This is a genomic window from Thalassobacillus devorans, from assembly GCF_900176565.1.
Classification (GTDB): Bacteria; Bacillota; Bacilli; order Bacillales; family Halobacillaceae; genus Thalassobacillus; species Thalassobacillus devorans_A.
On sequence record NZ_FXEH01000004.1, the window covers coordinates 307,052 to 326,572 of the forward strand.

General features: G+C 42.8%; 21 protein-coding genes and 2 riboswitches. Of the genes, 18 read left to right on the plus strand and 3 right to left on the minus strand.

Going from position 1 to position 19,521, the window contains the following annotated elements; genetic code table 11:
* Positions 1 to 24 precede the first annotated feature (24 nt).
* A complete protein-coding gene (locus tag B9Y67_RS03470) occupies positions 25 to 1,506 on the plus strand; it encodes a BCCT family transporter (RefSeq protein WP_176223901.1) in 1,482 nt (493 codons plus the stop codon).
* Between the two features lie 156 nt (positions 1,507 to 1,662).
* Positions 1,663 to 1,764, plus strand: a riboswitch (SAM riboswitch).
* A gap of 74 nt (positions 1,765 to 1,838) precedes the next feature.
* Positions 1,839 to 3,170, plus strand: a complete 1,332-nt coding sequence (locus tag B9Y67_RS03475; protein WP_085505382.1) for a Na+/H+ antiporter NhaC family protein — start codon at positions 1,839 to 1,841, stop codon at positions 3,168 to 3,170.
* 706 nt (positions 3,171 to 3,876) lie between these two features.
* Here the strand turns inward: B9Y67_RS03475 and B9Y67_RS03480 are convergent.
* The gene (locus B9Y67_RS03480) at positions 3,877 to 4,263 is read right to left on the minus strand and encodes an SET domain-containing protein (RefSeq protein WP_085505383.1); all 387 of its coding nucleotides are present in this window, start codon (positions 4,261 to 4,263) and stop codon (positions 3,877 to 3,879) included.
* Positions 4,264 to 4,365: 102 nt separating this feature from the next.
* Between B9Y67_RS03480 and B9Y67_RS03485 the strand changes: the two genes are divergently transcribed.
* The 3 genes from B9Y67_RS03485 (at position 4,366) to B9Y67_RS03495 (ending at position 5,409) form a co-directional block, all read left to right on the plus strand.
* Positions 4,366 to 4,821 (plus strand): DUF4367 domain-containing protein, encoded by a 456-nt coding sequence (locus tag B9Y67_RS03485; protein ID WP_176223902.1) that lies wholly within the window; start codon positions 4,366 to 4,368, stop codon positions 4,819 to 4,821.
* Positions 4,822 to 4,932: 111 nt separating this feature from the next.
* The gene (locus B9Y67_RS03490; protein ID WP_085505385.1) at positions 4,933 to 5,196 is read left to right on the plus strand and encodes a DUF4190 domain-containing protein; all 264 of its coding nucleotides are present in this window, start codon (positions 4,933 to 4,935) and stop codon (positions 5,194 to 5,196) included.
* A 21-nt stretch (positions 5,197 to 5,217) separates the two neighbouring features.
* A complete protein-coding gene (locus B9Y67_RS03495; protein WP_085505386.1) occupies positions 5,218 to 5,409 on the plus strand; it encodes a hypothetical protein in 192 nt (63 codons plus the stop codon).
* Positions 5,410 to 5,638: 229 nt separating this feature from the next.
* Here the strand turns inward: B9Y67_RS03495 and dapA are convergent, their stop codons facing one another.
* Positions 5,639 to 6,526 carry a 4-hydroxy-tetrahydrodipicolinate synthase gene (dapA, locus tag B9Y67_RS03500; protein ID WP_085505387.1) on the minus strand — a complete coding sequence of 296 codons (888 nt, stop codon included), beginning with the start codon at positions 6,524 to 6,526 and terminating at the stop codon, positions 5,639 to 5,641.
* Between the two features lie 128 nt (positions 6,527 to 6,654).
* A riboswitch (Lysine riboswitch) is annotated at positions 6,655 to 6,833 on the minus strand.
* Positions 6,834 to 7,011: 178 nt separating this feature from the next.
* Between dapA and B9Y67_RS20590 the strand changes: the two genes are divergently transcribed.
* The 7 genes from B9Y67_RS20590 (at position 7,012) to B9Y67_RS03525 (ending at position 12,036) form a co-directional block, all read left to right on the plus strand.
* The gene (locus tag B9Y67_RS20590) at positions 7,012 to 7,185 is read left to right on the plus strand and encodes a hypothetical protein (RefSeq protein WP_176223903.1); all 174 of its coding nucleotides are present in this window, start codon (positions 7,012 to 7,014) and stop codon (positions 7,183 to 7,185) included.
* Positions 7,186 to 7,262: 77 nt separating this feature from the next.
* Positions 7,263 to 7,712, plus strand: a complete 450-nt coding sequence (locus B9Y67_RS03505) for a DUF5392 family protein (protein WP_085505388.1) — start codon at positions 7,263 to 7,265, stop codon at positions 7,710 to 7,712.
* A gap of 54 nt (positions 7,713 to 7,766) precedes the next feature.
* Entirely contained in the window at positions 7,767 to 8,372 is a 606-nt protein-coding gene (locus tag B9Y67_RS03510; protein WP_085505389.1) for a TetR/AcrR family transcriptional regulator, read from the plus strand.
* 178 nt (positions 8,373 to 8,550) lie between these two features.
* A complete protein-coding gene (locus tag B9Y67_RS03515) occupies positions 8,551 to 9,873 on the plus strand; it encodes a uracil/xanthine transporter (RefSeq protein WP_085505390.1) in 1,323 nt (440 codons plus the stop codon).
* A 144-nt stretch (positions 9,874 to 10,017) separates the two neighbouring features.
* Positions 10,018 to 10,932 (plus strand): VanW family protein, encoded by a 915-nt coding sequence (locus tag B9Y67_RS03520; RefSeq protein WP_085505391.1) that lies wholly within the window; start codon positions 10,018 to 10,020, stop codon positions 10,930 to 10,932.
* 18 nt (positions 10,933 to 10,950) lie between these two features.
* The gene (locus B9Y67_RS20595; RefSeq protein WP_176223904.1) at positions 10,951 to 11,121 is read left to right on the plus strand and encodes a hypothetical protein; all 171 of its coding nucleotides are present in this window, start codon (positions 10,951 to 10,953) and stop codon (positions 11,119 to 11,121) included.
* Positions 11,122 to 11,259: 138 nt separating this feature from the next.
* Positions 11,260 to 12,036, plus strand: a complete 777-nt coding sequence (locus B9Y67_RS03525; RefSeq protein ID WP_085505392.1) for an enoyl-CoA hydratase-related protein — start codon at positions 11,260 to 11,262, stop codon at positions 12,034 to 12,036.
* Positions 12,037 to 12,075: 39 nt separating this feature from the next.
* Here the strand turns inward: B9Y67_RS03525 and B9Y67_RS03530 are convergent, their stop codons facing one another.
* Complete coding sequence (locus B9Y67_RS03530) at positions 12,076 to 13,137, minus strand: SDR family oxidoreductase (RefSeq protein WP_085505393.1); 1,062 nt, start codon at positions 13,135 to 13,137, stop codon at positions 12,076 to 12,078.
* A 348-nt stretch (positions 13,138 to 13,485) separates the two neighbouring features.
* Between B9Y67_RS03530 and B9Y67_RS03535 the strand changes: the two genes are divergently transcribed.
* The 6 genes from B9Y67_RS03535 (at position 13,486) to B9Y67_RS03560 (ending at position 19,500) form a co-directional block, all read left to right on the plus strand.
* On the plus strand, positions 13,486 to 14,811 hold the full coding sequence (locus B9Y67_RS03535) for a phenylacetate--CoA ligase family protein (RefSeq protein WP_085505394.1): 1,326 nt from the start codon (positions 13,486 to 13,488) through the stop codon (positions 14,809 to 14,811).
* Between the two features lie 70 nt (positions 14,812 to 14,881).
* The gene (locus tag B9Y67_RS03540; RefSeq protein WP_085505395.1) at positions 14,882 to 15,760 is read left to right on the plus strand and encodes a branched-chain amino acid ABC transporter permease; all 879 of its coding nucleotides are present in this window, start codon (positions 14,882 to 14,884) and stop codon (positions 15,758 to 15,760) included.
* Positions 15,761 to 16,798, plus strand: coding sequence for a branched-chain amino acid ABC transporter permease (locus B9Y67_RS03545; protein WP_254901690.1), 1,038 nt, complete (start codon positions 15,761 to 15,763; stop codon positions 16,796 to 16,798).
* A complete protein-coding gene (locus B9Y67_RS03550; RefSeq protein ID WP_085505396.1) occupies positions 16,791 to 17,576 on the plus strand; it encodes an ABC transporter ATP-binding protein in 786 nt (261 codons plus the stop codon). The genes B9Y67_RS03545 and B9Y67_RS03550 overlap by 8 nt, the downstream gene beginning before the upstream one ends.
* A complete protein-coding gene (locus B9Y67_RS03555) occupies positions 17,573 to 18,307 on the plus strand; it encodes an ABC transporter ATP-binding protein (RefSeq protein ID WP_085505397.1) in 735 nt (244 codons plus the stop codon). The genes B9Y67_RS03550 and B9Y67_RS03555 overlap by 4 nt, the downstream gene beginning before the upstream one ends.
* Before the next feature lie 32 nt (positions 18,308 to 18,339).
* Positions 18,340 to 19,500 carry an ABC transporter substrate-binding protein gene (locus B9Y67_RS03560; protein ID WP_085505398.1) on the plus strand — a complete coding sequence of 387 codons (1,161 nt, stop codon included), beginning with the start codon at positions 18,340 to 18,342 and terminating at the stop codon, positions 19,498 to 19,500.
* Positions 19,501 to 19,521: the final 21 nt, after the last annotated feature.

Here is a 19,521-nt window from a genome sequence, read left to right on the forward strand (position 1 = left end):
GACTTTCTGGTAAGGGGTGTGTACTTGAAAAAGTCATTGATTGATTGGCCGTTCTTTCTCGTAGCGTTTTTGTCCTTGTTCGTACTCTGCAGCATTGTTTTTTTCTACCCGAAGGTCACGCATACCTGGTTGGAACAGATGCATATGCAATTAACGGATATGACAGGGGTCCTATATTTATGGATCGGTTTTTCTTCGTTGATTTTTTTAATATGGGCAGCTTTTAGCAAACATGGACAAATCAGGCTCGGAAAAAAAGACGAGACTCCGGAGTTTTCTACATTCAGTTGGATTTCCATGATTTTTTGCGCAGGTATTGGTTCTGGAATCATGTACTGGGGAGCGATTGAATGGGGATATTATTATCTCGAGCCTCCGTTGGGACTCATTCCTGGTACGCCGTTTGCAGTGGAATGGAGTGCAGCTTATGGCTTGTTTCACTATGGGCCGACAGCGTGGGCAATCTATTGTCTGCCTGCACTGCCAATTGCTTATCTCTATCATGTAAAAAAAGTACCAATCCTTAAAATCAGCGAAGCTTGCCGGCCTGTGCTGAATCATCATACCGATGGTTTTGTGGGGAAATTGATTGATATGTTTTTTATGATCGGATTGCTGGGAGCCTCCGGGACAACCCTCGGCATCAGTATACCGATGATGGCTGAAGGGGTAAAGCGACTTACAGGAATACAGCATACATACTTCCTGGATATTTTCCTGCTCCTCATCTGTACAATAGTGTTTGCGGTCAGTGTTTTTGCTGGAATGGAAAAAGGGGTAAAACGGCTAAGCAATTTAAATGTCTATTTAGTTTTCTTTTTGCTCTTCTTTGTCACTATACTTGGCCCGACTTTTTTCATTTTAGAGATTTCAACTAATAGTGTCGGGCTGGTGCTGAATAATTTCTTCCGCTTGAATACGTGGATGGATCCCATTGCGCAGTCAGGTTTTCCGGAAAAGTGGACAATCTTCTACTGGGCCTGGTGGATTGTCTATGCTCCTTTTATCGGTTTGTTTATTGCTAAAATATCCAGAGGAAGAACGATCAAGGAAATGATACTGGGGACGATAATTTTTGGACCTGTCGGATGTTGGCTGTTTTTCTTTGTACTCGGAAACTATGGTCTTTATCTTCAAAACACGACTCAATTAGACGTTGCGTCTATGATCAAGCAAGGTCATTCAAACGAAGCGGTCATTTCTATTATTCACTCGTTGCCTTTCGGCGATTTCACCCTGGTTTTATTTTTGATTCTTGCTGTAATCTTTGTAGCGACCACTTATGATACCTCATCTTATATGCTGGCTGCTGTAACCCAGCGAAGGATCGAGGGTGAACCGATCCGGTTGAACCGTTTGTTTTGGGCTTTCTCCCTGGCACTACCGCCTATGGCCCTATTAATAATCGGAGGATTGACTTCCTTGCAAGCTGTTACCCTGCTGGTGGCCATTCCTTCTTGTATCATTATGATCTTGTTGTCCCTGTCATTTTTAAAGTTGGTATAGTTCTATTAACTGTTTTCATAATTAGCTGAAAATTGTAGTTTATGTAATGGTTTATGGAAGTGCAGGTAAGATGGAAAAATCAAGCTCTTGCACGAAGCTGCTTTCTATTGTAAAGTGTGAAAATAGTGATTGAGAAATCCTTAAAAATATATAACGTTCTTATCAAGAGAAGCAGAGGAACTGGTCCAATGAAGCTTCAGCAACCTCCCGGAGGGGAAGGTGCTAATTCCAGCAAGTCATTGACTTGGCAGATAAGCAGGAACATAAACGGTACCTTCTTGCGTCTGCAAGAGGGTTTTTAATTTGGGCATAATGACATTGGAGGGATTTACATGCAAAAGGAAAAGATCACAGGGAATCCGCTCGCGCTGATTCCGTTTGGTATATTCATTTTATTATTTATCGGTTCTGGTATCGTTACAGGTGATTTCTATCAGATGCCCGTGCTTGTCGCTGTTTTCGTCGCTGTTTTTGCTGCATTGTTTATGAATCGGAAAGAGACATTTCAAACGAAAGTAATGCAGATTGCGGAAGGAGGCGGCCATCCGAACATCATCTTGATGGTGATCATCTTCTTATTAGCGGGTGCGTTCGCTTCTGTAGCGGAAGGAATGGGAGCGGTCGAATCGACTGTTAACCTGGGACTCACGCTCCTGCCGCAAAGTTTACTTGTGGTTGGTTTATTCGTTATCGGATGCTTTATTTCGATTTCCATGGGGACGTCCGTAGGAACAATCGTCGCCCTGGCTCCAATTGGGTTTGGAGTTGCAGAGCAGACAGGAATTCCGACAGCTCTTATAATGGGAGCAATTATCAGCGGTGCGATGTTCGGGGACAACCTGTCTATCATTTCTGATACCACCATCGCTGCAGTCCGGACGCAAGGGACAAAAATGAAGGACAAGTTTAAGGCAAACTTTTTCATCGTCCTTCCGGCAGCAGTGATAACGGCTGTGATTTTCGGTGTGTTGAGTGCCGATGCCTCCGGTTCTATCAATGAAAACCATCCATTCAACCTTGTCAAAGTGCTGCCTTATCTTGGGGTGCTTGGGTTTGCTATCGCTGGTGTTAATGTCATCTTTGTGTTGATTGGCGGTATCATATTTGCCGGGATTGTCGGTCTGGCACTTGGAGAGTTTGCCGTAATGGATTTTGTGACGTTGATCAGTGAAGGGTTTACTGGGATGCAGGAGCTGACGATGCTCGTCATCTTACTTGGCGGGTTGGTTGAACTGATTCGGCGAAATGGCGGCATTGAATTTTTGTTGGAAAGTATTACAAAGCGAATCAATAGCAATAAAGGCGGGGAATCAGGGATTGCTGGTCTGGTCTCAGCAGTGAACCTCGCGACAGCGAATAATACGATTTCCATAATTACAGCCGGGCCGCTTGCAAAACAAATTTCTGAACGGTTTGCTATTGATAACCGGAGGTCGGCAAGCCTGCTTGATATCTTTTCAAGCGCGGTACAGGGATTAATTCCTTATGGAGCTCAGATCCTTGCAGCTGCCGGGGTAGCAAAGATATCACCGGTGGAAATCGTTCCTTACAGTTTTTATCCGATACTGCTTGCTTTGTCTGGCCTACTGGCCATTGTTTTCCGATTTCCGAAGTTTACCAGGACATCGACTGAAAAAAGGGAAGAAGTAGAGATCAGAACATAAGGTTCCGCGGAGAGCGGAACCTTTTTTTAATATAACACTACCTACGTGTAAGCCAGGTTTTCTAAGAAAATTGGATAATATTGAAAACTTTTGCCTATCTCATTCGTACATATAGAAAGGTGGAAAACCAAAAAGGATATATACAGTAACGTGAGAATAATGAGGATACGGATATGGACAGAGGAGTGATGGTTGTTCTAATTAGCTTACCTATTGTCTCATAACAAGACTTCCATTCTCTCTTTTTTTTAAAACTGTCTCTCTTTCGGAAAAATTTGTCTCTCTTATTTTCAAACATGTCTAATATAATTGGTGCGGTTTCACTCATATAACATGACATGTCTCCATTACCATGGTTTTGTCTCTTATATTTACGAATCTTGCAATGGCCAAAAGAGGAAGCGCATTTTCCAGATGACCTAAAGGAGTAGCAGTTTTACCAAACCACCGAGCAGCAAAAGTATGGAGCCTGCTAACAGGGCTATTTTGGTAGGACGGTTTGCTTTATGAAAGATACGTGGGAGCATATTCAACACCTCACTTATTCGATTATTTCTTACAGTATGTATACGAATTAGCTATCCCAAAAGCTTCATAATTTCATTGGAAAAACTTGTTTTCCGCCAAGTACATATGGGGAAAGCCTTAGATTTTCTTATACTTTTTCTTAAAGTATAAAAAATACACCCGAAAATCGGGTGCATGTTCAATCATCATTATCTTCATTAAACCAAAGCGGGGAATCGTTTTCCGTTTCGCCATTATAGTTGATGAAGATTTCTTCTCCAGCTTTTATATCCTTGAAAGCGTAGAATTCAAATGAGTGATTATCAAAATTAATTTCGTAATATGCGTTTGGCTGGTAGGAATGGTTGAAAAACATCCCATAACCTAACAAAAATGCCGTGTGGTTTTTGCCATACTCGAATACATAGTCGCCTAGGTGAGTTTTCTCAATATGCTCATGTTCTTCATTCGGATAAGGGAGTACTGGTGCCTGGTGAATCAGTTCACCTTCTGCTATATCTTTTGTAGCAAATACGCCTTTATCAAGTTCGTCATCAGAAATAGTAGATGTTTTTACTTCTATCAAAATTTCACCGTCGCCTTCTTATTTTCTTTGGTTATAACTTCCCCAGTCTGACAGGTCATATTCAATAATGCAATGTTTGAACACGAAAGGGAGATGCTTCTATTGAAAAAATTAATGACAATCACCGCCATATTGTATTTCATACTTGCTGGATGCAGCCCTCAAAAAATGCATACCTACGATACTTCCAGGGTGGAAGAAGCAGTGGGTTCGTTAAGCTTTGATCCCCAGGTGCCAACAGAAATACCGTTCGAACCTAGTGATATACAAGTCGATACTCCGGAGATGGGAGAAGGGAAAATGCTTGCTATTCAATATTTTAGTGAAGGTAATGAATCTTTTTTATTCCGGGCCATTAATGAAAATGAAAATGCCCTGGATTTTACAACGGAGGATATAGAAATCAGTGAATCTCAGCAGGGACGATATGGTGAGAACGGTGATTTGAAAACGTTAAGATGGGAAAATGATGAGGTGATTTATGAAGTATTTGCAAACGATGATATTAGTAAAAGTCAGCTGTTAAAGGTAGCGAGGAAGGCAGAAGCTATAAAATAACTCTTATTCCCTAATTACTTGTATATAAGTGTAAACTGGTGAATACATTTAATATGCTATTCTTCAAAGCAATCGAGCAACGATTTAATTCACACAAAAGGGGATAAGAGTATGCGGGAGAAAGCACCACCTAATAGTCATGCTATAGTATCTTTAGTTCTCGGGGTTTTGTCCATTCTGATGCCTTTGGTGGGAATCGTACTTGGGGCAATGGGGATTATTTTTTCAATAAAAGCTCGGAAGGAAATGAATCAAAAGAATGAGGACGACAAAGGGTTGGCCACTACAGGGATGATATGTAGTGTAACAGGAGTTATCATTCAGCTATTGGTGGTGCTGATCGTTTTATCGATATCTTTTTTCAGACTCAGTTAATCGCAGGAAGAAGTGATTCATATGAAAGCAGGGTTAGAGTTTTTGGCTGGTTTATTGTTGATTATCGGCTGGTTTACAACCGGAATAGGAGTTTATTTTTTAATGGTATCCTTTGTTGCAGGTGGCATGATAATCGCTGCCAGCCTATGTTTGTTGGGAATTCTGTGTATTTTCACTTCAAAGCAAATAGATAAACATATACCTGCTGCATAAAAACAGAAAAAGCGATGAAACCAGCATCCTGGTTTCATCGCTTTTTCTCACTCTAGGAAATTTTAATAATTTCTTTTTGTAGATAACTTTAAGTAGTGGGTTACATCCAGCTCCAGCGCCTACCCCCTCGAGGTCTTAAGTCAATCCTCTCTGTGACCAAAAACGTCACGGCGAGGCTTGCCTTAAGCTTGTCGGGGGTGAGCAAAGCGCTTGCGCTTTTGTTCTTACCTTAACCAGCCGCTGTGACTTTATACGGTGGCAGGCTTTGCTGCAGGGTATTGATTTCTTCTGTTGTCAATGGGACCATCGGTAGGCGAACGTCGCCGACGTGGATGCCCATCAGGTTTAAGGCTGCTTTTACTGGAGATGGACTTGGCTGGGCAAACATTGCTTTCATTACCGGGAGGATTTCCTGGTGAATGATTGCTGCGCGTTTGACATCTCCGTAATTATAGCTGTTGACCATTTCCTGCATTTCATTACCGAGGATATGAGCTGATACAGATACAATTCCTGTTCCGCCGATTGCTAACACAGGCAGGGTCAAGCCGTCATCACCGCTGTATAAGGTGAAATCATCTCCGGTTTTTGTGATGATTTCTGTCATCGCGTCCAAATCACCGCTTGCTTCTTTTACAGAAACGATATTCTCAATTTCAGATAAGCGGATAATTGTTTCCGGTGCGATTTTCGCTGCGCTTCGTCCTGGAATGTTGTACAGCATTACAGGCAAAGAAGTTGCCTCAGCGACTGCTTTATAGTGCTGGTACAATCCTTCCTGGGAAGGCTTGTTGTAATATGGAGTTGTAAGCATAACCGCATCGACACCAGTCTGTTCTGCCTGTTTTGTCAACTCGATTGATGCCCGTGTATTATTGGAACCGGTTCCTGCAATGACTGCCGCTCGTCCATCTGCGACCTGGGCAACGAAGCGGAATAACTCAAGCTTTTCAGAGTCTGTCAATGTAGGGGATTCACCCGTCGTCCCCGCTACTACTAAACCGTCCGAACCGTTAGAAATTAAGTAATTGACTAATGTACGTGTAGCATTGAAATCGATCTCGCCATTCTGATCAAATGGGGTAACCATAGCGGTTAATACCTGGCCGAAATTCATAGCTTTTCACACCCTTTTGTAAAATTTTAAATAAGAGGCGTTTTATAGAGCCATTCCCATTTATCGCATTAAAAAAACAACAACGAGGGATCGCTGTTGCAGTAGAAACGTGTAAAATCCGTTCCTTTGCGTAAGATAGCCCTCCATATAGTCGCCTATATGACAGTCCTGTATTTATTCAATAGCAGAACCAACGTTGAGAACATGAGTTTCTCTTCGCTTCGGCGAATTCCCCTTTCCACAATTCTCGCTGGACCTCATGATCCTCCTATTGTGTACTAATGGTCTTCGCACCTCTATCCCGCTTCAACTTATTGAAGCAAGAAAATATTTAATTGACTGTACTTTAACAAAAATTCATTACGATTTCAAGAGGAAAGGAAAGAAAAATGGTGATTATCTTATTATTTTTAAGGGAAAACAAAAAGTAGTGGAAGGTGACATGTTGTCATGGAAAAAGATTGACTTATGACACCGTGTCATATATGATTGAAGTATACATGACATATTGTCACAATGAGGTGCATAAACATATGGAAATCAACCCTATTTATGTAGAGAGACTGAAGAAGCTGGCATTTGATTTACAAGGCAAAGGAATAGATGTGAAATTTTGTAAAAAACCGATGATTAAGGAATTGGCGCAAAGGGAAGATTGAATAGTATATTCATTTCTTATCCTTTACCAACGTTTATTTTTGTTAAAGGATTAAAGTATAAGAAAAGGGGAAATCACATGAATTTTTCCATGACGGATATGCCTAATTCTGTCAAGCAAGAGGTGGAGGAGTTAGAGAGAAACCTATCTCCTGTTACTAAAAAAGCAGCTAAATATGTTTTCTTGTCTTTCCCTTTAATAGCAATCTCGGTAGTGAACTTGCTGACAGTTTTATTTATGCTGCCAGACGAACAGGTTAACTGGATCTCTATAGGTATCTATGCTCTGATTGGAGCTGTCGGTATGGCCTTATCTAAAGAAGCTAAGCATAAACAAATCGAAATCCAGGAGCGAAGCGTTAGTTACATTGTGGAACGTATCGGAAGAAGCGATGTTGCAACTGAACAGGCCAAAAAGGATTACACCGATCAGGTGAAATCCCAGCCGATGAATGCAATGAAGCATTTTGTAGCGTTTTTAGAAGAAGAAAAAAGACAGGAAAAACTTAATTTATATAGAGGGTTTTAGAAAAAGAAACACCACTTGCTGGTGTTTCTTTACATAGAGAATGGTGGGAGTACATTGCCGAAACAAACATTTTTCAATTTGCCGGAAGAGAAGAAACAAATTCTGTTACAATCTGCGGAGAAAGAATTTTCCCGTGTCCCATTATTTGAAGCCTCGATAGCCAATATCATCAAAGCTGCCGGAATACCACGCGGCAGCTTTTATCAGTATTTCGAAGGGAAAGAGGACATTTACTTTTATCTTCTCGATAAGATGGCGAAGCAACGCAAGGACAAATTCATCGGTTTTTTGCAAAACCATGATGGGGACCTGATTGAAGCGATGATAGCCATGTTTGAATGCATGCTGCATGAAGAGGAACATATCAGCTTCATGAAGAATGCTTTTCTTAATATGACGCACAAGGTCGAACATAGTTTTCTTGGGATATTCAGTGATGAGGAAAGTATCGATGACTTCAATGAAGTCAGTGCTCAAATAGATAAACGTAAACTCAATATTGTGGGTGACCAGGAGTTATATCATATCATGCAAATTCTCACGGCGGTTACCTTCCGCAACTTCGTAGAGAAATTCGCCCAGGGATTGTCTGAAGAGCAGGCAAAGGAGACCTATCAAATGGAAATGAATTTATTGAAAAAAGGAATATATATCGGTTAACCGTAAGACTGCCTCCTAAATGGTGAGAGGCAGTCTTTTTTTGACAATAAGCTGGTCCTCTATCCACAGTCCTTGGTCTAATAGGAGAAAGGTTCTGTTTTACTTTGGAAAATGGCTGGAAGATGAAAAAAGTAGTAGAATGAAAAGAATGTATCTGTTATGAAGAAGAGGTGGTTTGATGAATCGGCTATCATCATGGGGGACAGCTGCTGCATCACTGCAGTGGTTGTTTTTCATTTTTGCAAATACGGTAGTGGTACCGATTTCAGTAGGGGCTGCTTTTGGATTATCTCAAGAAGAAATTGCCTCGATCCTAAGAAGCGCACTGATTTTTACAGGAATAGCCTGTGTATTGCAAGGGTGGATCGGTCACCGCTATCCACTTATGGAAGGGCCTTCTGGCGTCATATGGGGGTTAATATTGAACCTTAGCGTGGCAGCATCAGCAATGGGGATGAGTTTGACTTCCATTGGCGGCGGCATTGCTACAGGTATGATTCTTGCAGGCGTTGTTGTCCTTTTATTGGGTTTATTCAACTTGCTTACTTTTATACAGCGGATATTTACGCCAATGGTGATGAGTGTTTATTTGTTTTTATTGACCTTCCAACTGATACTTATCTTTTTTGAGGGCATGCTGAAAGTGGATAATGGAGGTACGCTGAATATACCTGTCAGCTTGTTTTCTTTTGGAATTGTCATACTTGTCAGCTTGCTGAAGATAAAAGGGAAGCCTACCGTGAGTAATTTTGCAATTTTGATTGGAATGGTTGCTGGATGGGTGCTTTATCTGATACTTTTTCCTTCTGAACAGGGCACTGTCATTCAATCGAATGGTGGGCTGCTGCTATTCCCGTTCGGTCCTCCTAACCTTAATATAGGAATTATCCTGATTACCTTTTTAGCCAGTATGATTAATTTAAGCAATACGATTGCTTCCGTTCGTGCTGCTTCTCAGTTATTAGGAAAAACTCCGACTGATAGACAGTTTCTCCGATCTTACATGCTTACCGGGAGCTATTCGGTGACAGCGGGTGTGTTCGGGCTTGTATCTTATGCCCCATTTGCATCGTCGGTTGGATTTTTGGAAAGCACCCGCATTTTTAATCGTAAGCCGTTCCTCATTGGGGGAGGGCTGATGTCATTATTAGGTATCATCCCCGTCCTCGGTGGGGTGCTGGCAACTTTGCCGATTACTGTTGGGAATGCTGTTTTGTTTGTTGCTTACATGCAACTTTTTGGCACTTCACTGAAGAGTCTGGGCGGGTATCAGTTTAACTCGGTTACGATTCATCGGCTGGCAGGGCCGGTACTAGTGGGTGTAGGGATCATGTTTGTTGATCCTTCGTTGTTTAATCAGCTCCCAGCATTGGTACAGCCGCTTGTCTCGAATGGGTTTATCGTTGGAGTACTGGTGGCCATCCTGTTGGAGAAGACAATAAATTGGGGAAAGTACGAGGAAGGTTCAGAAGAACAGCAGGCTATGAAAAGAAGCAGCTGACTCTTCTTTAATTACCAAAGAGAATGGATACAAGCTGAGGAGAAGGTTACCCTTTCTCCTTTTTTTAATGCCAAAATTTAACTTGTGCGTTTCTGTCACATGAATGATGCGTATCTTTGCCATACTATCCGTGGGAGGATGCCTATGCTGAATGTGATAGTAACCGTTTTATTTTTTATACAACCAATGACTTATGATGAAGATTTAACCATCACCCACGATGATGAAGTGATTCAGCACATCAACCGTCATCAATTTATTGAAAACGAACTGCTTGATCCTTTTTTTAACATGGAAAAAATTCACCAACTGGTCGTCCAGGTAGAAAGAGAAGTACATGAACAGGCTAAAAATGCCAAGATCGAGAAGAACGGGAACATAAACCAGGAGAAAGTCGGACGCCAGTTGCACCGGGAAAGATTCATCGAAGGGTTGTTCAGCTATTTGTACGGGAGTGGAGGCTCGAAAATCGAGGTACCAGAACTGACTGTTCATCCTAAAGTGGACAGTGAATTGCTGGCAAACATCCGAACACAGGAAATTGGAAGTTATGTCACTTATTTCAACCCTAAAAACAAAGAACGGTCCCACAATATCCGGCTTGCTGCTGAAGCAATTGACAGCCATGTGGTTTTTCCGGGAGAAACATTTTCTTTCAATGAGGTAGTTGGCAAACGAACAAAAGAAAAAGGGTATAAGCCTGCCCCTGTTATCGTCAAAGGAGAAGTGACAGAAGGGATAGGCGGAGGGATCTGTCAAATTTCGTCCACGATGTATAATGCAGTGGATAACGCCGGAGTGAAGATTCTTGAGCGCTATTCCCACAGCAAGCGAGTCCCCTATGTTCCTGAAGGAAGAGATGCTACCGTCAACTGGTACGGTCCCGATTTCACCTTTAAAAATGTGTACAATCAACCATTGCTGATCCGGACAAACGTAATAAATGGACAAGTGAGTATCAAAATTTACTCCTCTGATGTAGTGGATTTTGAATCGCGTAAAATTCCCGGAGCAACAAAAAAACTGCCGGAAGAAATTGAGCTGGATTCTTTAGATTAAAAAAGGAAGGGTGAGACTATGGAGTGGGATATAGCATCATTGACGGAAGAGCAGACAAGAAAGATTATGGAGCTGGAAAGTGAATTAGGTTATATTTTAATAGCCTACGATGATGGGAAACACGGATTTACGACTTCTGACGAAAAAGTTGATTATTATGCGATGCTGCATGGAAGTGTGGAAGAATAAGGAAAGCTGACAGGAAGCCAACTGTCAGCTTTTTTCTTTTCAGAGAGGGGAAATGTGATCCATGTCGAATAAATAATGTAAGCGTGTCTCGTGATCACAGAAGGGATACTATTTAATCTTAAAAAGTGGAGGATTTTCATGAGCAAAGTTTTGTTTGAGAAAGATGGACATCTCGGCAGAATTACGATCAATCGGCCGGATCAATTGAACTGTTTTGATTATGAAACGCTTGTATTGCTAGGAGAAATTGTCGAAAGCCTTCAAGCGGATAAAGAAGTTCGCGCGGTTATCATCACAGGAGCAGGAGAGAAAGCCTTTAGTGCCGGAGCTGATTTGAAAGAGCGCCGCACACTCTCCGAAAAGGAGGTGCGCCGTAATGTCCGGGCAATACGAGAAGTTTTTACAGCGATTGAGGAGCTTCCACAACCAACAATCGCAGCCATTAATGGTTATGCCCTGGGAGGCGGTCTGGAACTCGCGCTCGCTTGTGACTTCCGGTATGCCGTTTCAAATGCTGTCATGGGTCTAACCGAGGTAAGCTGGGCGATTATACCTGGAGCTGGGGGAACACAGCGATTATCAAGGCTTGTTGGGACGTCACGGGCTAAAGAACTGATTTTGACCGCTCGCAAGGTCGATGCAGAGAAAGCGTTGGATATCGGGCTGGTCAACGAGGTGTATGGTCAGAAGGACTTAATGGAGGGGGCGGCTTCTCTCGCTCAGGAAATTATGGGCAATGGGCCATTGGCTGTCACCCAGGCTAAGTACGCGATTAATCATGGGAGCAATGTAGATATACATACAGGCTTGGCAATCGAGGCAAAGGCTTATGAAGTAATTATTCCGACAGAAGATCGTGTCGAGGCCCTGGAAGCATTCAAGGAAAAGCGGCCTGCCAATTTTAAAGGGAAATAGCACAAAAGGGTTGTCCTCTCTGGGACAACCCTTTTGTGCTTATCCATCGAATGAAAAATAGGCGTGAATAATCATCTCAAGCATCTCTCGAGACATGTGAAGGTGTCTCGTGTCAGTACCGCTAATCAACTGTTGGGTATTATCATCTTCAAATGTGATATCACTGGCCAGATAAACTTTGAAGGTATCAATCATATCATTCAATTTTTCTTCTTCTTGACTAAGTTCATAATGCTGATGATCATCTACTGTAGTTAATCGGTGGAAACCCAACGAATCCTGGAACAGATCGAGCACTTCGGCGTTGGTGGGAGGATTTGGATTGGTAATATTATAAATTCCGTAAGGTTCTGCTCTCGTCAAGCCAAGCGCTAATATCTCTGCTACATAATCGACTGGGACAAAATTCGAGGTGCCGGCTGGATTAGCGACAACCCGATAGGTCGTTTGGCGATCATTCTCTTTTTTCCTTTCCATACGACGCTTGAAAATTTCCAACGCCCGCATGAATCCGTAGAGGGTGAACTCCGAATCCGCTTCCCCTGTTTTTGAATCTCCCACAATGATAGAAGGTCGGAAAATCGCAACCTCCATATCGTTGCCATAGCTGAAAACCAGATGCTCCGCCTTTACTTTGCTCTCTTCATAAGGGTTATGATAACTGTCATTTTCTGGATAAAGATCCTCAACCCCTGTATGTCTTTTTCCAACCGTGTAAGCGGTGCTCACATAGAAAAACTTGCGTACAGAAAGTTGGTTAGCGAGCTCCAATGCATGCTTGGTACCCTCATAATTGATGGCAAATAATTCATCACGCAGTTCTTCATCGAATTTCACCAAAGCTGCAGAATGGTAAATACAGTCTATTTTTCCTGTCAGAGAGGTTACCATATCAGGTTGTAAGCCAAAGTAAGGCAATGTGATGTCCCCGGTGATCAGATGAAGGCGATGCTGGTCTTCCGCCTGGAAGCCGGCTTTCATTCGTTCTGCTTTTTCAAGGTTTCTTGCGAGGATATATAGATGATGGTCTGTCCCGTGGATCAATTCTTTCATAAGTTTGCCGCCGAGAAAACCGGTGGAGCCAGTCAATAGAATGTTCAAACTTGTTCACTCCCGAAATTCAATTCCCTTAATCATTCCCTGTAAAAGGTACCGGTGAAACTTTTGTGTACCTGCTCCGCTTAAAATACTTTATTTTTACGGCAATGTCAAAAGCTATTGCGTACAAGTTATATCTACCCAACAACGTAAGTTTGATCAGGAATAATACAATAAATAATCGGCGTTAATTTCAGAAAATTCCAAAATAAAGTTGACTTTCCATTATTTTAACGGTAGATTTATTGTTAAATAACATTATATTTATATGTCGTGTTTTTTACGTTATATCTTTGAGTCATTTATTGGAGGGGAGTCTTGTTTCTATTTTTTAAAAAGGAGAGATGGGAAATGATTTTGCACGAAATTGAAAGCGCTTCACAAAGTGAAATGAAGGAACTGCAATTAAAAAGGCTGCGGGAAACCGTTACTCGTGTTTATGAAAAGGTGCCGTTTTTCAAAAAGAAGTTTGATGAAGCTGGTTTAGTGCCGGAAGACATCCAATCACTCGACGATGTGGCCAAAATGCCATTTCTTGAAAAAAAAGAATTGAGAGATAATTATCCGTTTGGGTTATTCGCGGTAGACCGAAGTGAGCTGGTCAGATTACATGCTTCTTCAGGAACAAGCGGAAAACCTACGGTCGTCGGCTATACCAAAAATGATATTTGTATGTGGTCCGAATTAGTGGCACGTGCCATCACAATCGGCGGCGGCATGCCGGGGGAAGTGCTTCATAACGCCTATGGCTATGGGTTGTTTACTGGTGGCTTAGGTCTGCATTGTGGCAGTGAAGAATTGGGAATGGCAACTGTGCCGATTTCAGGAGGAAATACCGAGCGGCAGATCACTTTGATTGAAGATTTCAAACCGACAGTTATATGCGGCACTCCTTCATACTTGTTGAATATAGCGGAGCATATGGAGCAGGCAGGGAAAGACCCTCGTTCCACATCATTAAAATATGGGATATTCGGGGCGGAACCATGGTCGGAAGAAATGAGGAAGACGTTAGAGGATAAATTCAACATCAAGGCTTGCGACATTTATGGATTAAGCGAAGTGTTAGGACCAGGGGTAGCAATGGAATGTCATGAAGTGCAGGACGGGTTACATATTGCCGAGGATCATTTTTTAGCTGAAGTCATTGATCCAGACACCCTGGAACCAGTACCCGATGGGGAGGATGGTGAACTGGTTTTTACCAGCTTGACCAAGGAAGCATTCCCTGTCATTCGCTACCGTACTGGGGACATCGCCTCCTTAGAGCGTGGAAAGTGTGCATGTGGACGAACTACCGTGAAAATGTCGCGAGTAAAAGGCCGCATTGATGACATGCTGATTATCCGCGGCGTTAACGTGTTTCCATCTGAGATAGAGCATTATCTCCTGACAGTGGAAGGAATCGTCCCGCATTATCAGCTCCATGTCTTCAAAAAAGGAAGCATGCAGCATGTAGAGCTCCAAGTGGAAGTGGAAGAAGCATTTTATGCACGTATCCAGGAGGATTTGACTCATCCGGATGTGCTGAAACTGGGCAAGTATATTCAAAAAGTCATGAAAAATAATTGCCTGATTTCCGTAGATGTAAAAGTCCTTGGTCCTAAATCAGTTCCCCGGTCAGAAGGTAAAGCGGTGCGGATTGTGGATCGGACAACGGATGCAATCGAAGTTTAAAGGAAACACATGATGAAAATATACGATTGGTTAGAAAATGTTATATAAAAACGGGTGAGGAGAGAGTTCAATGGCAGATTCGGTGCAGTTTTTAATTTCAGGATTAACGATAGGGAGCATTTATGCCATTGTCGCACTTGGGTTTGTTACGATTTACAGCGTGACTAAAGTGATCAACTTGGCCCAGGGTGAGTTTGTCATGCTTGGCGGGATGATCATGTTTTCTTTATTGAAACTTGGAATCCCATATTTGATCGCCTTTTTAACGACGATTGCGATGGTAATCATGATCGGATGGTTGTTAGAACGGACAATTGTGAGAAAAGCGAAGGGGGCAGATGCTTTAAGTCTTATTATCCTTACTATCGGAGCAGCTATATTCATACGTGGAATTGCCAGTATGATTTGGGGCAAAGATTCTGTAAAAGTCGCTTCGTTTGCAAGCAATGAGCCCGTATCCGTAATGGGCGCGACAATTACCCCTCAAAGTATCTGGGTGATGGTGTTTATGCTTGTCATAGTTGCTGGTTTGTTCCTGCTGATTGAGAAAACAATGTTAGGGAAAGCATTCCGGGCCTGTTCGGTAAATCCGCTCGCTGCCAGACTGATGGCTGTGAGTCCAAAGAAAATGTCTTCCTTTTCATTCGCGCTCAGTGCAGGATTAGGGGCTTTAGCAGGACTTGTGATAGCTCCTATTATTTTTCCTGCTTATGACATGGGAGTCATGCTGGGGATCAAAGGTTTCTCAGCTACAATCCTAGGCGGGCTGGGGAGTGCGCCAGGGGCTGTACTCGGTGGGTTGCTGCTGGGTGTGATTGAATCGCTTGGGGCTGGTTTCATCAGTTCCGGTATGAAAGATGCGATCGCATTCGGTTTCGTGTTGATGCTTTTATTAATTCGCCCTTATGGATTGCTTGGTGAAAAGAATGTTGGAAAAGGAGGTCTGTAAGTGAAACGTAAAGGAATACAACAAATGAGCTGGAAGGGGCTGGCTGCCTTTACAGTGCTGATACTTATTCTGCCGTTCCTGCTTTCCACCTCCTTGATGATTACCAAAGCAACTTTTGCGGGCATCTATACGATTGTTGCAGTCGGGCTTGGTCTTTTGATGGGATTTGCCGGACAAATTTCGTTAGGACAAGCAGCTTTTTATGGAGTTGGTGCTTATTCGACAGCAATATTGACAGCTACTTTTGGAATTAGTCCATGGCTGTCGCTCCTGATAGCGATAACAGCTCCGGCATTGATCGCCTATATATTAGGACATACGATGGCCAGACTTCATGGATATTATTTAGCGATGGCTACATTAGCATTTGGAATAGTCATCCATGTACTGCTTGTTGAGTGGAAAGGGTTCACCAAAGGCGCTTCAGGTTTTTATGGCATTCCTAAGCTTGAGCTTTTTGGTTTCACTTTTACTCAGGGGATAAGCTATTACTACCTGGTGTGGGCTTTTGCGTTACTTGTCATCATATTATCCCTTAACATCATTCATTCCAGGATAGGAAGAGCATTACGATCGATTCATGATAGTGAAGTCGCTTCCAGTTCAATGGGGGTAGATACGGGGCGTTATAAGATGCAAGTGTTTATTATCAGTGCCATGTTTGCAGGGATTGCAGGGTGGCTGTTCGCTCATATGTCCTATAGTATTTCACCTGGATCATTCGGTCTTGATGGGTCGATTTTATTTTTGACGATGGTTGTACTTGGAGGTTCGACTAGTGTATGGGGAGCGGTTTTTGGTGCTTTATTAATTACCGCTATCAGCTCTTTTGTACAGGCTTTAGGTTCTAAGATATCGTTTATAACCAGCGATTTTGAACATGTGCTTTATGGACTGATATTAATGCTTGTCGTCATATTCCTCCCTCAAGGATTGTTTCCTGCGATTGCCGCGAAATTGAAGCCGTTCCTGGAGTTTACTGGCAGAAAAAAGAAGTCAGGCAGTATTACTGCCGTAAAGGGGGATCAACGTGCCTGATTTATTAGAAGTGAAGAATGTGACCAAAAAGTTTGGGGGAGTAGTGGCCAACCAGGGAGTGTCCTTTTCTTTTGAATCTGAAAAGGTTATTGGATTGATTGGCCCTAATGGTGCAGGGAAAAGTACGTTATTCAACATGGTCTCCGCTATTTTTCCGCCGACAGAAGGAGAGATTTGGTTTGCAGGAAAAAGGATAGATCGTCTGCCTGCCTTCAAAGTTTCGCCGCTTGGTATCGCCCGGACGTTTCAAAACCTGCAGGTATTCAAACGAATGACAGTATTGGAAAACGTCATGGTCGGATTACATACCAGTACATCATCCGGGATCTTATCCGCCGCGTTTAAACTGCCCAAAGCTAAGAAAGAAGAAGAGACAATCTATCAGCAGGCATGGGAAGAGATAGAATTTGTCGGGTTAGAAGATGTAGCAGCGGTGGAGGCTGGCAACCTTCCATTAGGTAAACTGCGTTTGCTGGAACTTGCGAGGGCACTTGCCACCAGACCGAAATTGCTCCTGCTGGATGAAATTGCTGCTGGGTTAAATCATCAGGAAACGGCCGGGATGAGTGATTTGATTTTTAAAGTCAGGGATCGGGGAGTTTCAATATTCGTTGTCGAGCATGATATGGACCTGGTGATGCGGGTCAGCGACAGGATCATCGTCTTAGATCAAGGTGAGAAAATTGCGGAAGGAACCTCAAAGGAAGTGCAAAATGACCCTCGAGTCATTGAAGCCTACCTCGGTAACGATGAAGAAAAGGAGGAGGGAACGGTATGAATCTGCCGATCTTAGAAATTAAAGGGGTCTCATTCAGCTACGGTCCGATTCAAGCCTTGGATGATCTCCACCTTCATGTCGACCATGGCGAAATTGTCGCGTTGCTTGGTGCCAATGGCGCAGGGAAGACAACCTTGCTGAAAAATATAGCAGGTCTTCTACAGTCTGACAGCGGAGAAATTTTATATAGAAATAGAAATATTGAACGGATGGAAGCAGAAAAAATTGTCCAAGATAAATTGATTTTGGTACCGGAACACCGGCAAGTATTCGGGACGATGTCCGTGTTGGATAATCTTTCTCTGGGAGCTTATCATCACTATAAAAAAACCGGAAAAAAAGAGGTTGCCAGAGAGATAGATAAAGTGTTTACATTATTTCCAATCTTAGAAGAACGCAAAGAACAGCTGGCAGGGACACTTTCTGGCGGGCAGCAGCAGATGCTTGCAATTGCGAGGGCAATCATGGCTAAACCTGATTTACTGCTATTAGATGAACCATCACTTGGGCTTGCCCCCTTGATTGTCAAAGAAGTGTTGAACTACGTCAAGCAGTTGCGGGATGAGCTAGGTGTCACTATCTTGCTCATCGAACAGAATGTAAGTGCGTCTTTGAAAATTGCTGACCGGGGTTATGTCATGTCTCACGGCAGTATTGTCAAAGAAGGAAGAGCAGAGGATCTGCTTCATAACCCAGAAGTGAAAGAAGTTTTCTTAGGTCACACGGTTTGAGGCATGGGACACTAAAAAAAGTGGGGGATTTTATGAAAAAATGGGTAGGTTTCTTGCTGGTGATGGTAGTTGTTCTCGGGTTGGCAGCATGTAGTGGCACGGAGGCTCAAGGCGATGAGGATGTATACAAGATTGGTGCTATCTATTCTAAAACAGGGGCAGGTAGTCCACTAGGAGAACCTGAATGGAATGCTACGAAGCTGCTTGAAAAGAAAATTAATGAAGAAGGCGGCATTGATGGCAAGAAAGTTGAAATTGTTTTAGCGGATGACGAATCAACACCGGAAAAAGCAATGGAAGAAATGAATCGAATGATTTATGATGAAAACGTTGTAGCTGTACTTGGTTCTACAACCAGTGGCGCAAGTCTGGCAATGAAAGGAATTGCAATGGATAATGAGGTTCCTTTAGTTTCTGCAGGTGCTGCGGTAAGTATCATTTCTCCTGTTGAAGAAGCAAAGTGGGTCTTCAAAACCCCACACTCGGATGCACATGCTGTTGAGCGTATCTACATGCATCTTCAAAACGAAGGAATGAATAAAATTGCTATTTTAGCAGATTCCAATGCATTCGGGGAAAGCGGTGTAGAACAACTGGAAGCTCTGGCAGGCGACTACGGCATGGAAATTGTAATGAAAGAGAGCTATAACACGGATGACCCAGATATGAAGACACAATTGACGAAGATAGACAGCTCTGATGCGGAAGCGATGATTGTCTGGGGAACGAATCCTGGTCCGGCAATCATTGCGAAAAACAGTAAAGAACTAGGCCTGGATATCCCTTATATCGGCAGTCATGGGATTGCCAACCAATCGTTTATCGATTTAGCCGGTGAAGCAGCAGAAGGGGTGACGATTCCGACTGGTAAATTACTGTTCCCGACACAAATACCTGAGGACGACGAGCAATACGACGTGATTTCCAGTTTTTACGATGATTATATGAGTGAATATGACAGCGCACCTACCAACTTTGGTTCCTATGGTTATGATAATTTAATGTTGATCGTTGATGCCCTTGAATCTGGAGCAACGGATAGAGAATCTATTCGAGAATACTTAGAGAATGATGTACAAGGCTATGTCGGTGCCACTGGTATTTTCACCTTTAGTGCAGACGACCATAATGGCTTGGAAGCGGACAGCATGGTTTTGGCGGAAGTATCTGCTGGTGAATGGACATTAAAATAGTAACTGAAATGGGAGGGGCCT